Annotated in this window: 13 protein-coding genes and 1 pseudogene; 6 read left to right on the plus strand and 8 right to left on the minus strand. The window is 63.4% G+C overall.

All coding sequences use genetic code 11. The features are described from left to right. Positions 1-41 precede the first annotated feature (41 nt). From KBY74_RS04365 to KBY74_RS04380, 4 genes are read left to right on the plus strand one after another with little or no spacing between them, the layout of a single operon-like run. Positions 42-362 carry a helix-turn-helix transcriptional regulator gene (locus KBY74_RS04365; RefSeq protein WP_106502421.1) on the plus strand — a complete coding sequence of 107 codons (321 nt, stop codon included), beginning with the start codon at positions 42-44 and terminating at the stop codon, positions 360-362. A 47-nt stretch (positions 363-409) separates the two neighbouring features. Beyond that, on the plus strand, positions 410-1,948 hold the full coding sequence (locus KBY74_RS04370) for a carboxypeptidase M32 (protein ID WP_254941663.1): 1,539 nt from the start codon (positions 410-412) through the stop codon (positions 1,946-1,948). Between the two features lie 30 nt (positions 1,949-1,978). Next, entirely contained in the window at positions 1,979-2,566 is a 588-nt protein-coding gene (locus tag KBY74_RS04375) for an inorganic diphosphatase (protein WP_254941664.1), read from the plus strand. 14 nt (positions 2,567-2,580) lie between these two features. Then, a complete protein-coding gene (locus KBY74_RS04380; protein ID WP_254941665.1) occupies positions 2,581-3,069 on the plus strand; it encodes a L,D-transpeptidase in 489 nt (162 codons plus the stop codon). A gap of 278 nt (positions 3,070-3,347) precedes the next feature. Here KBY74_RS04380 and KBY74_RS04385 read toward each other — a convergent pair whose 3' ends face one another. From KBY74_RS04385 to rpoD, 4 genes are read right to left on the minus strand one after another with little or no spacing between them, the layout of a single operon-like run. Continuing rightward, the gene (locus KBY74_RS04385; RefSeq protein ID WP_254941666.1) at positions 3,348-5,366 is read right to left on the minus strand and encodes a chloride channel protein; all 2,019 of its coding nucleotides are present in this window, start codon (positions 5,364-5,366) and stop codon (positions 3,348-3,350) included. Continuing rightward, the gene (gene hemC, locus KBY74_RS04390; RefSeq protein WP_254941667.1) at positions 5,341-6,291 is read right to left on the minus strand and encodes a hydroxymethylbilane synthase; all 951 of its coding nucleotides are present in this window, start codon (positions 6,289-6,291) and stop codon (positions 5,341-5,343) included. The genes KBY74_RS04385 and hemC overlap by 26 nt, the downstream gene beginning before the upstream one ends. A gap of 25 nt (positions 6,292-6,316) precedes the next feature. Continuing rightward, on the minus strand, positions 6,317-6,715 hold the full coding sequence (locus KBY74_RS04395) for a DUF1824 family protein (protein ID WP_254941668.1): 399 nt from the start codon (positions 6,713-6,715) through the stop codon (positions 6,317-6,319). After that, positions 6,712-8,055 (minus strand): RNA polymerase sigma factor RpoD, encoded by a 1,344-nt coding sequence (gene rpoD, locus KBY74_RS04400; protein WP_254941669.1) that lies wholly within the window; start codon positions 8,053-8,055, stop codon positions 6,712-6,714. The genes KBY74_RS04395 and rpoD overlap by 4 nt, the downstream gene beginning before the upstream one ends. A 439-nt stretch (positions 8,056-8,494) precedes the next feature. On the opposite strand from rpoD, the gene priA reads away from it, so the two are divergent. Continuing rightward, positions 8,495-10,711: a primosomal protein N' gene (priA, locus tag KBY74_RS04405; RefSeq protein ID WP_254941670.1), complete on the plus strand. Its 2,217-nt coding sequence runs from the start codon at positions 8,495-8,497 to the stop codon at positions 10,709-10,711. Positions 10,712-10,720: 9 nt separating this feature from the next. Here priA and KBY74_RS04410 read toward each other — a convergent pair whose 3' ends face one another. Genes KBY74_RS04410 through KBY74_RS04420 form a run of 3 tightly spaced genes read right to left on the minus strand, consistent with a single transcriptional unit; the run spans position 10,721 to position 13,300 of the window. Further along, positions 10,721-11,839 (minus strand): DUF3153 domain-containing protein, encoded by a 1,119-nt coding sequence (locus KBY74_RS04410; RefSeq protein WP_254941671.1) that lies wholly within the window; start codon positions 11,837-11,839, stop codon positions 10,721-10,723. Then, a complete protein-coding gene (gene argB, locus KBY74_RS04415; RefSeq protein ID WP_254941674.1) occupies positions 11,832-12,710 on the minus strand; it encodes an acetylglutamate kinase in 879 nt (292 codons plus the stop codon). The genes KBY74_RS04410 and argB overlap by 8 nt, the downstream gene beginning before the upstream one ends. A gap of 41 nt (positions 12,711-12,751) precedes the next feature. Beyond that, a complete protein-coding gene (locus KBY74_RS04420) occupies positions 12,752-13,300 on the minus strand; it encodes a DUF2854 domain-containing protein (RefSeq protein ID WP_254941672.1) in 549 nt (182 codons plus the stop codon). Positions 13,301-13,322: 22 nt separating this feature from the next. Between KBY74_RS04420 and KBY74_RS04425 the strand changes: the two genes are divergently transcribed. Further along, positions 13,323-13,526, plus strand: a complete 204-nt coding sequence (locus KBY74_RS04425) for a hypothetical protein (RefSeq protein ID WP_254941673.1) — start codon at positions 13,323-13,325, stop codon at positions 13,524-13,526. A 23-nt stretch (positions 13,527-13,549) separates the two neighbouring features. Here KBY74_RS04425 and KBY74_RS04430 read toward each other — a convergent pair. Next, positions 13,550-13,780, minus strand: a pseudogene (locus KBY74_RS04430) (hypothetical protein); the annotation flags it as partial.

Genomic DNA, 13,780 nt, shown 5'->3' on the forward strand with positions numbered 1-13,780 from the left:
CATAGCTGCGACATAATTAATAGATGGCTCATTCCAGCTCCATGCCGTCTCCCCAGTTGCTGGAGGAGTACTGCCAGTTTTTCCGTTTGCTGAGCGAGCCGGCGCGCCTCCAGTTGATTTGTCAGCTCAGGGCAGGGCCCATGGATGTGGCAGCACTGATCGAAGCCACTGGCTTCTCCCAATCCCACATCAGCCGCCAGCTCGGCCAACTGCAGCGGGCTGGCCTAGTGCGCTGCGAGCGCGATGGGGTGCGCACCATCTGGAGTGCCGAAGGCGCCTTGGTAGACGAGCTCTGCTCCTTGGTCCAGACCCGACTCAAGCGACGTCTCGAGAACCAGTTAGCCCAACTGCAATCAGCCTGAGCGCGCCGGGCCTTAAGTCGGAAGAATGGCCCTAGCAAAAGTTCCCCATGGCGCAGCCAAAATCGCCCCTAGATCAGCTGCAGGAGCACCTACGCCAGAGCCAGCTGCTGGGCTCAATCAGCAGTGCCCTCTATTACGACCAGAACACGGTGATGCCGGCGGCCGGTGCCGAATGGCGTGGCGACCAACTGGCCCTGTTGGCCAGTCAGCTACACGAACGCCAGAGCAGCCCTGCTTACGCCGATCTGGTCGAGGCGGCGGAAGCCGAGCTGCAAGCCAGCACCCCGGCGGCGGTGCGCCGCAACCTGCAGCTACTGCGGCTTGAGCTAAATCGCCAGCGCTGCCTAGATCCCCAGCTAGTAGCCCAGATCGCCCAAGCTCAGTCGCGCGGCAATGCCATCTGGCAGGAGGCAAGGCGCCGCAGCGACTTCAGCATCTTTGCTCCGGCCCTGGAAAGCCTGATCGGCCTACGCCGCGAACAAGCGACCCAACTTGCCGCCGCCGAAGCCCAACACCGCAGCCCCTGGGAAATCCTGGCCCAGCCGTTTGAGCCCGACGTCAGCAAAGAACGGCTGCAGCAGCTGTTTGCCCCACTGCAGGACGAGCTGCCCGTCCTGCTCCAGCAGGCGGCAGCAACCCACGTATCCCCCCTGCCAGAGCTACCCGAAGCCCTGCAGGAAAATCTCTGCAGCGAGCTACTCAACAGCTGGGGCTACAACCCGGCCTACTGCCAACGCTCCCGCTCGGCCCATCCCTTCTCCTGCACCGTGGGCCCCCAGGACTTCCGCATCACCACCAGGGTGGTGCCGGATCAGCCCCTCTCGGCCTTCCTTGCCACCGCCCATGAATGGGGCCACTCCCTATATGAACAGGGCCTGCCCCGCACGGGCAACCACTACTTCCCCTGGCCCCTGGGTGAGGCCACCTCGATGGGGGTGCACGAGTCGCAGTCGCTGTTCTGGGAATGCCGCGTGGGCCGCAGCCGCGCCTTCGCCGAACGCTGGCATCCGCGCTTCTGCACTGGCTTAGGGAGCGGTGGTGGCAGTGATCCCTGGGGTGGAGCCCACGGCTTCTGGCGAGGGCTCAATCCCCTGCGGCCCGGCCTGATTCGGGTGGAAGCCGACGAGCTCAGCTACTGCTTACACATCGTGCTGCGCTTTGAGCTGGAGCTGGCCCTGCTCGAGCAGGAGCTGCCGGTGGCGGAGCTTCCAGGTTTATGGAACCGCCGCATGGGCGAGCTGCTGGGCCGTACCCCTTCAAGCGATTCGGAGGGATGTCTGCAAGATATCCACTGGGCAGAAGGCCTGTTTGGCTATTTCCCCAGCTATGCCCTGGGCCATCTGATCAGCGCCCAACTCGCGGAAACCATGGAGCAGGAGCTTGGCGGCCCAGGTGCCATCGAGGCCGCGATTGCTGCTGGTAAGGAGAGCAGCCTGCGGGACTGGCTGGCCAGCAGGGTTTATCCCCTGGGCCGCAGCGTCAATGCGGAAGAGCTGGTGGAACAGGTGAGTGGCCAGAGCCTTAGCGCAGCAGCCTTCCTTCGCTATCTGCGCAACAAGCTGGAGCGCCTGCAGGCAGATACTTAGGATGCCGCTTAGCCACTCAAATTCCGCTTCATGGCGAACATCGACCACGCCCCGAGCCGCACGATGCTCAACCTGCTGCACGTGCTGCCGGCCTTCGCTGATGAAGCAGAGCTGCGCTTGAACGCGATCGTGGAGCTCAACTCCATGACGATCAACAAGTACGAACTGATCACGGAAACAGGCCACCTCAAGCTGGATCGCGTCGGCTACTCGTCGCTGGCCTACCCCTTCGCCTACGGCTGTATCCCCCGCACCTGGGACGAGGACGGCGATCCCCTAGATATTGAAATTGTCGGTGTCACCGAGCCCCTAGTGCCGGGATCGCTGGTGGAAGCTCGGATCATCGGCATCATGACCTTTGACGACGGCGGCGAGGTCGACGACAAGGTGATCGCCGTATTGGCCGATGACAAGCGCATGGACCACATCACCAGCTTCACCCAGCTTGGTGAGCAGTGGGTCACGGAAACCCAGTACTACTGGGAGCACTACAAAGACCTCAAAAAACCCGGCACCTGCAAGGTCAATGGCTTCTTGGAGCCAGCAGAAGCTGTGAGCATCATTAAGGAGTGCGAACGGCGCTATCTCCATATCATCGACGCCAAACTGGTTAACTAAGCGCCCTTATCACCATGGCTGACTACCTCAAACCGCTCTGGATTGCCGCAGCAGCCCTGGCGATGGCTCCGGCTTGGACCCCTGTCCAGGCCCAGAGCAACAGCCGGGAAATTGTGCTTCGGCTTGACAAGCGCACGATCAGCCTGCGTGAAGGCGGCAAGGTGCTGGGCAGTTGGCCAGTGGCGATTGGCGATCCCAGCACCCCCACACCAGTAGGGCGCTTCTCGGTGCAAAACAAGGTTGTTAATCCCAAATACCAGAGCACCAAAAGTGGCAAGATCAACGCCACCGTCGGCCCAAATGGCCCCTTAGGCGATCGCTGGCTTGGATTCCAGAAAAGCGGACTCAACCAGTACGGCATCCATGGCACGCCAAATGCTTGGTCATGGACGGTGACATCACGCGCAGCCGTTACCAATGGCTGCGTGCGCATGCTCCACGAGCATGTGCGCTCCTTATTTGATCAGGTGGAAGTCGGTACGCCAGTAATCGTGCAGCGCTGAAGCCAGCCGATTGTCGAAAATATTCTGGAGATAACCCCAGCTGCGGCCGCAAGTTGGGGTTATCGGCGTACCTTATAAGGCCAAAACAAGGCATGAGGCCTTTCGACTGCGTCTATGTCTGCGGTTCCCCACTCCAATCCTTCCTGCGAACCCCAAGTGAGCACCACCTTGAAGTGGGCCAGTGACGGCGAGCTTTCACCCCTTGATTTGGAGCGGATACTTGCCAGGTTAAGTGCGGTTGATCCAGCAGCCCAGGCGCTCTGTAGCCAGCTGCAGACTCAATCTTGAGCCCAATCCCCAGCGGGTGTGAGCTGGCGCGCTAGGGCCCGGGCCATGCCATCGCGGCTTGCCAAGCCACGTAGAGAAGCAACCGGCAAACCGGGATTGGGAAGTCCATGGGGCAGGGCTGCCGCCGCCGCAGCCGGCACATCAAAAACCGGCAATTGGCGCAAGCCATTTGGCCTGAGCTGGTCTTCCAGCTGAGCAAGCTGGGCAGACATCGGCAGCCATACCAAGTCACTGCGGCGACAGGAGAGCAAGGTGGGCACCGGTAAAGAGCCGTCGTGATTGAACTCCCGCTCGGCACTCAGGGCCCGCTGCAGATCAGCCAGGGTGACCAGCCCCACCACCCAAGCCCCATCAGCCACCACCAGACAGTGGCCGTGGGCCTCCACCAGCTGAAGCAAGGCCTTTTGGGCTGGTAACTCAGCTGCCAGCACCAGGGGGGCCTCCGGCTCGAACGCCTCAGACACCCGCAGGGCGGCCAACTGGCGGCGGCGATGCTCCTCTTGGGGGTCAGGCCCAAGTAAGCCCGGATCAGCCAGGCCCTGCCAGCGCTCCACCAAGGCAGCACTGAGACCTGCGGCGGCCATCAGCGGCAGCACAATTCGAATATCGCGGGTGAGCTCAAACAGCAGCAACAGGGCCGTCAGAGGAGCCCGGGCACTACCGGCTAGCACGGCGGCCATGCCCACCATGGCGTAAGCGGGTGGCTCAGCCACCGGCAGGTGCAGGCCACTATCACCAAGCAGCTGGCCGTAGCAGTTGCCGAGCACCGCTCCCAGGAAGAGGGATGGGGCAAAACCACCGCCAACAAAGCCGGTGGCATTGCTGATACCAGTTGCTAAAAGCTTGACCCCCAGCAATACCAGCAAGGTGAGCAGGGGCACGCCACCCTCGCTGCCAAGCAGGGCCTCAATCGTGTCGTAGCCGACACCCAGCACCTGGGGAAAACCCAGAGCCATCACACCCACAGAGGCACCCCCTAGAGCGGTGGGCAGGCCTGGCGGCAGCTGGCCCAGCCAGGCCTGAAGCCGCTCGCTGCGGCCTGCAGCCAGCAGGCTCACCAAGGCCCAGGACATCAAGCTGGCCACCAGGCCTAAGCCCAGATAAAGGGGCAACTCCAGTGGTGAGCGCACCTCGTAAGCAGGCAAGCGCAAAATCGGTGTGTCGCCGAGCAGCAATTGGGTGACCAGCGAGGAAGCCACCGCCGCCACCAGCACCGCCCGCAAGCTGGGCCGGCCCTGAACGGCACTGAAGCTTCCTTCAAAAGCAAAAAACACCCCGGCGATGGGTGCCTTGAACCCCGCCGCCAGGCCTGCGGCCACTCCCGCAGCCACCAGGGCTTTCTGGCTCTGGGGCGAGAGCCCGCCGCGCAGGGCCACCCACAGACCGATATTGCCGCCACTTTCAACGCTGGGCCCCTCCGGGCCGAGGGAGGCACCACTGCCCAGGCTGATGGATGCACCCAGCAGGCGCTGAAAGGGCAAGCGGGGCCGAGCGCTAACGGCGCCATCGGCCATCGCCATCAGGCTGGGTAGGCCAGGGCCCAGATCACCGCCATAGCGGCGCAAAAGACCAACGGCCCAGCCCCCCAGGGTGGGCACCACAACCACCGGCCAAAGACTTATCCAATCGGGCAGGGAGGAAACCGGCAGGGGCAGCGGCTCGGGAACGGCCGGGGGCGGTGGCAGGAAGCCAAGCCCGCCGAGACCCACCTGGAGCAGGGCCCGCAGAGGTGTGCCCGTATCAGGAGCAGCCGCTAGCGGCAATTCGATTGCTAACTCCGGCGGCTGGCTACGACCAACCGTTAGGAGCCCCTCCACAAAAGGTCCAAAAAGCCCGTTATTGATGAAGCCCAGCAATTCGTGGAAGGCCACCACTGCCAGTCCCGTGAGCACCCCAATCAGGGCAGCCCAGGCCAGCAGATTCCATTGATAGGGAAGGGCGCGGGCCTCGGCTTCAACGGGGCTGGCCGCCGCTGGCGCTGGTTCAGGCTTCGGGCCGGACAGTTGCAAAAATCTCCTCCAGTATCTCGCCTGCGCCCTGGGCCTTCAAAGCATGGGCAAGGGCGATCCCAATGGCCTCAGGGTCGGCCTGGGGACCGCAAGCCTCATCGCGAATCAGGCGCAGGCCGTCGATGCTTGCAACCATTCCCGTTAATACAAGCGTATCTCCGTCGAAGCGGCTGTTAACACCGATGGGCACCTGACAGCCCCCCTCCAGCTCACGCAAAAAGGCTCGCTCAGCCAGGCAGCGACGGGCGGTGGGCTGGTGCTCCAACACCTTGATCTGCTCGAGCACGGCGGCATCCCCCTCTCGACACTCAATACCCAAGGCACCCTGGCCAACGGCGTGGAGAGAAATGGAGGGGTCGATCAGTTCGTGGATGCGATCCCCCAAACCAAGCCGTCCCAAGCCAGCGGCCGCCAGGATCAGGCAGTCGTACTCACCAGCATCAAGTTTCTCCAGACGGGTGATTACGTTGCCGCGCACATCCTTAAAGCTGAGGTGCGGGAAGTGGTGGCGCAGCTGGGCTAGACGGCGCAGGGAACTGGTGCCCACCACGGCGCCTGCGGGCAGGGTTGCCAGGCTCTTATCGCGGTGTTGTTCATGCACCACCAAGGCATCCGCGGGATCTTCCCGCTCAGTGATGCAGCCAAGCATCAGCCCCTCGGGCAGGTTGGTTGGCAGATCCTTGAGGCTATGGACGGCGATATCAGCCTGTCCAACAAGCATCTGAGCCTCTAACTCCTTGGTAAAAAGGCCTTTGTCGCCGATCTTGGCGAGGGCCACATCGAGAATCTTGTCCCCCTGGGTGGCCATCGCTTCAATCGTGATCTCCAGACCGTTATGGGCCTGGATCAGTTCATCGCGCACCCAATTGGTTTGCACCATGGCCAGCTGGCTGCGGCGGGAGGCTATGCGCAGGGGGTTGGCCATCAGGGGCAGATAACAGCCACTCAGATTAAGGGCCGAAGAAATCAAGGGGCAATGGACCCCAGGTGTCTTCCGCAGCCGTATCTGCTGAACAGTGACCGCTGATCAATAGACCCTCTCCTAGACCGGTTTCAGCGCGCACATGAAAGCGACCGCTGTTTTGGTTGGCCTTGAGGAAGACCGGACCCTCGATCGAATCGAGGGCAACACCGGCGGGATCTAGCTCCAATTGCGACCAGCCCAGAGCCGTCTCAACCTGACGCAGACAGGTCACCGCAGCCGCTGCAGAGGCTGCCATCACTCCCGCCGTGAACCAGTCGCAGCGAGCCAGCAGCGGCTCAAGCTCTGCCCGCAGTTCCGAGAGCGCTGCGGGGTCGAGCGACGGAGCAGTGCGCAGCCCCCGCAGGGATGCCAGGCCCTGACTCACTTGATGTACTCCTTGAGCACGCCGTTTCGGTTGGGGTGGCGCAGCTTGCGCAGGGCCTTGGCTTCAATTTGACGAATGCGCTCCCTGGTGACATCAAAGATCTGGCCGATCTCTTCAAGGGTCTTCATGCGGCCGTCATCTAGGCCGTAGCGCAGACGCAGCACGTCACGCTCCCTGGGGCTGAGGGTGGCCAGCACGCCCTCGAGGTCCTCTCGCAGCAGATTCTTGGCCACATCCTGCTCAGGGTTTTCAATATCGGCCTCGATGAAGTCACCGAGGCGGGAATCCTCCTCTTTGCCGATCGGCGTCTCCAGGGAGATGGGCAGCTGGGCGCTTTTGGCGATGAAACGCAGCTTCTCGATGGTCATTTCCATCGATTCGGCAATTTCCTCTTCGGTGGGCTTGCGGCCGAATTCCTGGGAGAGGGTCTTAGTGGTCTTCTTGATCCGGGAAATGGTTTCGTATAGGTGCACCGGAAGGCGGATAGTGCGTGACTGATCAGCGATAGCCCGGGTGATCGCCTGACGAATCCACCAGGTGGCGTAGGTGGAAAATTTATATCCCTTTTCGTGGTCGAATTTTTCGGCAGCCCGGATCAGGCCGAGGGAACCCTCCTGAATCAGGTCCTGGAAGCTCAGGCCCCGGTTCATATATTTCTTGGCGATCGAAACCACCAGGCGCAGGTTTGACTGCACCATCTTTTCCTTGGCTCGGCGGCCAAGCATCAGGCGCCGGCGGAACTTGATGGAGGGCATCTCCACCAATGCCGCCCATTCCTTGTTGTCGGGCTGGCGGCCGTGATCGGCCTCAAACTGAGCAGCGATCTCCTCGAGCTGGAGCAGATCGGCGATCTTGCGAGCTAGCTCGATCTCCTCATCGGGCCGGAGCAGGCGGATACGGCCGATCTCCTGGAGGTAAACCCGAATGGAGTCTTCGGTGTAGACACCTTTAGGCCCCACCTTGATGCTGGCGAGGGCCTTGGCAGCCTTCTCGTCCTTCTCGGCAGAGCTGCCGGATGGGCCTAGATCATCGGCATCGTCTAGCTCAGCGGTATCGACGGGAGCCTCAATCTTGGCCTTGGCCGCCGCGGCTTTAGGAGCTGAGGATTTGCTTGCGGCCGGCTTTGCTTTTGGAGCAGCCTTTGCCTTGGTAGCAGCAGTTCCTTTAGAAGCAGCCGGGGTCTTGGCAGCAGCCGGAGCTTTGGCAGCGGCTTTTGCTTTTGGCGCAGCCTTTGGCTTAGGTGCAGCCTTCTTGGGCTTTACTTGCACCTCTTCACCGGCCGCCGTGGCCACCATCAAGATTTCAGGAGTTGCTTTCGGCTGGGCAGCAGCAGGGCTCATAGGTAACGAAAACGAAACAACAAAACAAATGGGCGGAAACGCATCGCCTGAAATCGGGTCTAGAGATCTTCTGTCTGCAATCGGCAGAAAATTGTTTCAGCTACGCCGGGATTAGCCGTAGGAGCTGGTGCAAGACCACGAAAACGGGAACGAAACCTCTGAACGGTGGTAGTTGGCAGGGAAAAGTCGAGCGACCCGGCAAAAAGCAAGGGGTCGGTGGCCGAGGCCTGGAAGGGTTGGCCGAGGCCTGGACAGGTTGGCCGAGGCCTGGACAGGGCTGACAGGGGTGGTCGCAGACCGGGAGGCCGAATGGTGGGAGGCTGGCTCCCGGGGTCTCACTTCAGGTCTTCCCGCTGGACGGAAATCTGCTTAGTTCCGACGGCAGTCCTTGAACTGCCCAACATCCACATCCTAAGAATGGGTTGTGACCTTTGCAAGCTTGTCGACCCCCTGGCTGCAGATCTGGCTCGAAGCCGGGCGCGAAGGCCAGGTATTCACCTACGCCAACTCGCCAGAAACCCCAGCCGGGATTGGGGATTTGGTGCGGGTGAGGCTGCAGGGCCGCCCGCACACCGGCTTGGTGGTGGGCTGGCTTGATCAATTACCCGCCAGTCTCAGCAGCAAGCGAATACAGCCGATCCTGGAGGTTTGGCAGCGGGCTGCCGTAGATCCCGATTGGCAAAACTTAATGACAAGCGTGGCGGCGGAGTGCCACACGAGCCTCTTCAAAACTCTGAAAAGTGCCCTGCCACCGGGCTGGCTTGGCCAGCGCAACCAGGGGCCAAGCAGGCCAAGCCGTGCAATCTGGCTGGTGGAGCGCTCCGATAAAGCACTCCTCAGCCAGCCCCTCACCGAGCGGCAGCAGCAACTGCTTGAGCACCTTGGGCGCCATAGCGGGCCAGTGCCCCTGCGGGATCTTTGTGGTGAGGCTGGCTTCAGTCGCGCCGTCCTCAAGGGCCTGGAGGCTCGGGGCCTGGTGCAGCGCCTTCAGGCTCCCCCCGAGGGCAGTGGAGCTGGCCTGGCACCGGCTCACTGGCCTGCCCTGACGGAGGCCCAGGCCGCTGCAGTCCAGGCCCTTTCCGGTGCTCCAGCGGGCGCGGAATTTTTGCTCTGGGGTGTTACAGGCGCCGGCAAAACTGAGGTGTATCTGCGGGCGGCTGCTCAAGCTCTGGAGCTGGCGCAGGCCACCCTCTTACTCACCCCGGAGATTGGCCTAATTCCCCAGTTGCTCGACCGGGCACGGGAACGCTTCGGCTGCCGGGTGGTCGAGTTCCACAGCGGCCTTTCCGATGGAGCCCGGGTGGCGGCCTGGCGTCGCTGCCTAGAACCAGAAGCGGTGGTGGTGGTGGGTACCCGCTCAGCGATCTTTCTGCCCATGCCCAGGCTGGGCCTGATCGTGCTCGATGAGGAACACGACAGCTCCTACAAGCAGGACAGCCCGATGCCCTGCTACCACGCCCGCGACGTAGCCCGCCTACGGGCCCGGCACAGCGGGGCGCGGCTGGTGCTCGGCAGTGCCACCCCCTCCCTCGAGAGTTGGCTGAGCTGCCAATCCCCCCAACCAGCCAGCCGCCTCCTACGACTGCCGGAGCGGATTGGTTCGCGACCCCTGCCTGCCGTACGGGTGATCGACATGCGCCACGAGCTCGCGGACGGCCACCGTCGCTTGATCAGCCGGGCCCTGATGGGGCGCTTAGAGCAGCTGCAGGAGAAGGGCGAACAGGCAGTGGTGCTGGTCCCCCGACGGGGCTATCGAGCATTCCTGAGCTGTCGCAGCTGCGGCGAAGCGGTGCTCTGCCCCCACTGCGATGTATCCCTAACCGTGCACCGCTCCAAAGGGGGCCAGGAATGGCTGCGCTGCCACTGGTGCGACCACCGCGCCGAGATGGGCAATCGCTGTGGCCACTGTGGCTCCACGGCCTTCAAGCCCTTTGGCGCGGGCACCCAGCGGGTGATGGAGCAGCTGGCAACCGAGCTTGAAGGGTTGCGCCTGCTGCGCTTTGATCGCGACACCACCCGGGGCCGCGACGGCCACCGCCGCCTGCTCGATCGCTTTGCCCAAGGGGAAGCCGACGTATTGGTAGGCACCCAGATGCTGGCCAAAGGCATGGACCTACCCCGGGTCACCCTGGCGGCGGTATTGGCGGCAGACGGGCTTTTGCATCGCCCAGATCTGCGCTCCTCCGAGCAGTGCCTGCAGTTGCTGTTGCAATTAGCGGGCCGGGCGGGCCGCGGCGAAAAACCAGGCGAGGTGCTGGTGCAGACCTACAGCCCTGACCACCCGGTGATTCGCCACCTGGTGGATGGGCGCTATGAGCTGTTTTTGGCCGAGGAGAGCCAGTTGCGCCGCCAGGGTGGCCTGGTGCCCTTCAGCCGGGCCTGCCTCCTGCGTCTGAGCGGACCAAGCGCCAGCGGCACGGCAACCGCCGCCGCCGCCTTGGCGGAGAGAATCCGCAGCCAAGTGGCGGCAGCCGGCTGGCTGTTGATTGGTCCCGCCCCGGCCCCGGTAGCCCGGGTAGCGGGCAAGAGTCGCTGGCAGCTTTTGCTGCATGGTCCCGCCGCCCAGCCCCTGCCCTTGCCGACTGAAAGCCTGCTGCGGGAGGGGCTGCCTGCGGGGGTGGGTCTGGCGATCGACCCCGACCCCCTCAGCCTTTGAGCACCGCTCTCAAGCCGGTAGTTCCGGCAGGCCGAAGCCCAGCAGACGCCGCAGGCGCTCCAGGGCCAGCACCAGCATTAGGGCAAGGGCAATCAGGGCGCCGCCAATGCCAAGACCACTCCAGCGCCAGCAGCTGAGCTGCAGGGTGTTGCTGGCGCCAAATCGCAGGGGCCAGTGCAGGGCAGCTCGTCCAGAAATCGCCGCAGCGGGCTCGGGACTGGCCAGGCGGACAGCCGCAGGGGTCACAGGGGCCAGGTCGATGGTGGCGCTGAAACCCGGCAGAGAGGTGAGCCCACGCAGGTCCACTGTCAGTTCAAGGCTTTGGCGCACCCCCAGCAGCCAATTGCGCTCCCGCAGCTGGAAGTGGGGCGGCTGCAGGGCCACACCGGCCAGATCCGCTGCCGCGCTGAGGTTTGCCGCCAGCAGAGCAAGGGCCTCGGGCGCTGGCAGCACCGGGCTCTCCAGTCGCTGGTGAAAGCCGTCAGCGCCAGCAGATGGCTTGGGCTGCTTGGCCGGGTGAAATCCCTGGGTCAGCAGGGTGCGGCCAAACTGACGGGCCCAGGGCTCGGGTTGGGTGCCGGGGCTCGATAGGCCATGGGCGATCTGCAGCCGGCCCGGCCCCTTGAAGGTCAACTCGCTGCGCACCTCGGTGCAGCCGCCTAGCAGCAGCGTCAGCAGCAACAGCAAAACTGCCAGCACAGCGAAGCCCACTGGAGCCCTGGTTGGCCCCACCGGTGGCGGTGGCGGCGGTGGCGGTTTGTTGGAGCGGCGGCCGCGGGCAAGCTGCTGCATCTGGCCGCCCATGGCCTCGGCTGTGCCCAGATCGGGCAGGGTGATCGACCAATCGCGGGGGCGCTCGAGGGCCGGTGCCTCCAGCACGGTGAGTAGGTCTATGGCCTGAGCCCGCAGGCTGGCATCACGGCAGCGCTTGATCAGCCGGCAACACAGGATCGCCCGGCCGTTGTCGCCCCGCCCCATCCAGGCGGTGGCGAGCAGCAGCTGAATCTCAGCTCCGGTGGCGGTAGCAGCAGGATGCTCACTGCTGAGGGGATCCAACAGGCGTACAACCTGGCCGTAATCGCCCCGCTCGAGGGCTGCACGGGCTGCAGCCAGCAGGTCTTCAGCCATGGCCGACGCGCTGGCTGCCCACCACCATGGTGCCAATCCCCGAATCGGTGAATACCTCCAGCAACAGGGCGTGGGGCACCCGGCCATCGACGATGTGGGCCGCCGCCACTCCCTGGGCCAGGGCCCGGATGCAGCATTCGGTCTTCGGGGTCATGCCGCCTGCCACCACACCGTCATGGATTAATTGGCGTGCGTCCGCCAGGGTCAGCTGACGAATTAGGGAGTCAGGATCGTGGCGATCCTTCAAAATCCCTGCCGTATCGGTGAGCAGGATCAGTTTCTCGGCCTGTAAAGCCGCGGCCAGTTCACCGGCCACGGTATCGGCATTGATGTTGTGGGCCTGGCCCTCAGCATCGGCGGCCACGCTCGAGATCACAGGGATGTAGCCGGCATCAAGCAGGGGGAAAAGCACTGCCGGATCTACTGCCGCCACCTCTCCCACCAGCCCATTAACCCCGTCGGCGTAGGTGCGGGCCCGCACCAAGGAGCCATCACTGCCGCAAAGTCCCACGGCCCGGCCACCCACCTGGTTTAGGCCGTTAACGATGTTTTTGTTGACTCGGCCCACCAGCACCATCTCCACCACGTCCATGGTTTCCGGAGTGGTGACCCGCAAACCATCACGGAATTCGGGCTCGATTTGGAGGCGATTTAGCCAGTCATTGATCTCCGGGCCGCCGCCATGGACCACCACCGGCTGCACCCCCACCGAGGCCAGCAGCACCACATCGCGGTAGACAGCGTCGCGAAGCTCCGCCTGCACCATTGCCGCGCCGCCGTACTTGACCACCACCCTGCGGCCCGCAAAGCGTTGGATGTATGGAAGGGCCTCACTTAGGACCGACACCCTCAGGGTGTCCTGGCTGCTGATCAAGGTTTCGCTTGTCGATGGGGCAGATGGATTAAGCGGTCTTAGCTAGCGCTGGGCTCGGGCACCAGAGCGAGGCTGAATTCATCGCGGCGCTCTGGCTTGATGTCGGCACTCAAACCGGGGCCAAAGAAGCGGCCCAGCCGATCAGCGCGGGCCTGCCAGCGATCTAGGGGCACCCCTTCGCAGCGAAAGCGCAGGCGCAAGCCATAGCGGCCATCGCAGTCGAGCTCCTCAATACTCAGCAGCTGGGGCGGAGCGTCCTCGTCCCAGAGCTTGAGCACCTCCAGGGAGCTCTCCAGATGGGCTTTCTGGCCGTAGCGCCAGCGATCTACATCGGCCAGCAGCTTGCGCAGGGGCTCGCTCTCCGGCAGGTCCCGCAATTGCTTGAAACGGGAGGCCGGCGTTAGTCGCTTAGGTGGAGGCAGCTCAGAGGATTTCAAGGCCAACCCACCCAACAGGATCGGAATGCCGTAGAAGATCGTGGGCAGGCTGAGATTGGGGATATCGGTGGCGTAGGCGATCGTGCCGATCACCGTGAGCACAGCCCCCGCGATGGTCACGAGGCTGCCTGGTGAGAGAAGTGCTTGCATACAGCCATCTTCCTTTATGCCCATGGCGGATGCGACCACCAGCCGGCCCAGCGAAACCGGCACCGCCGAACTGATCAGCAACCTCAAGAGCGACCGGCTTTGGTTATTGCGCCAAATTGATGCGGGTCGTTGGGCCCAATGGCGCCTCGATCTAGCCGCCCTGGAGCGGGAGCTGGGCCAGCTGCTCGATCAGTTGAGCGACTCCGATTCCAGCGCCGACGCCTAGCTCTGAACGGGATCAATCCCGCATCAAAAAGGGATGTCGTCGTCGTCAGGGAGATCAGGCACCAGCGGGGAGGTATTCCAGGTTGGGGGCTGGGCACCTGCCGGCGCGGCTGGAGCCGGGGTGGAAGAGGGAGCCGCCGCTGGGGCACGGCGCTGGGGCGCAGGCGCAGTAGCGGCAGCTGGATTGACAGCAGGACTGCTGGTGGCGCCAGGACCCATGTTTTTTAGGATTTGCTTGGTGTATTGATAGAGTTT

It is taken from the genome of Cyanobium sp. A1C-AMD (assembly GCF_024346495.1).
Taxonomy (GTDB): domain Bacteria; phylum Cyanobacteriota; class Cyanobacteriia; order PCC-6307; family Cyanobiaceae; genus Cyanobium_A; species Cyanobium_A usitatum.

Coding starts and splice junctions, on each gene's coding strand:
- KBY74_RS04365 (WP_106502421.1), top strand. CDS start 42: ATGCCGTCTCCCCAGTTGCTGGAGGAGTACTGCCAGTTTTTCCGTTTG.
- KBY74_RS04370 (WP_254941663.1), top strand. CDS start 410: ATGGCGCAGCCAAAATCGCCCCTAGATCAGCTGCAGGAGCACCTACGC.
- KBY74_RS04375 (WP_254941664.1), top strand. CDS start 1,979: ATGGCGAACATCGACCACGCCCCGAGCCGCACGATGCTCAACCTGCTG.
- KBY74_RS04380 (WP_254941665.1), top strand. CDS start 2,581: ATGGCTGACTACCTCAAACCGCTCTGGATTGCCGCAGCAGCCCTGGCG.
- hemC (WP_254941667.1), bottom strand. CDS start 6,291: ATGGCCAACCCCCTGCGCATAGCCTCCCGCCGCAGCCAGCTGGCCATG.
- rpoD (WP_254941669.1), bottom strand. CDS start 8,055: ATGAGCCCTGCTGCTGCCCAGCCGAAAGCAACTCCTGAAATCTTGATG.
- KBY74_RS04410 (WP_254941671.1), bottom strand. CDS start 11,839: ATGGCTGAAGACCTGCTGGCTGCAGCCCGTGCAGCCCTCGAGCGGGGC.
- KBY74_RS04420 (WP_254941672.1), bottom strand. CDS start 13,300: ATGCAAGCACTTCTCTCACCAGGCAGCCTCGTGACCATCGCGGGGGCT.
- KBY74_RS04425 (WP_254941673.1), top strand. CDS start 13,323: ATGGCGGATGCGACCACCAGCCGGCCCAGCGAAACCGGCACCGCCGAA.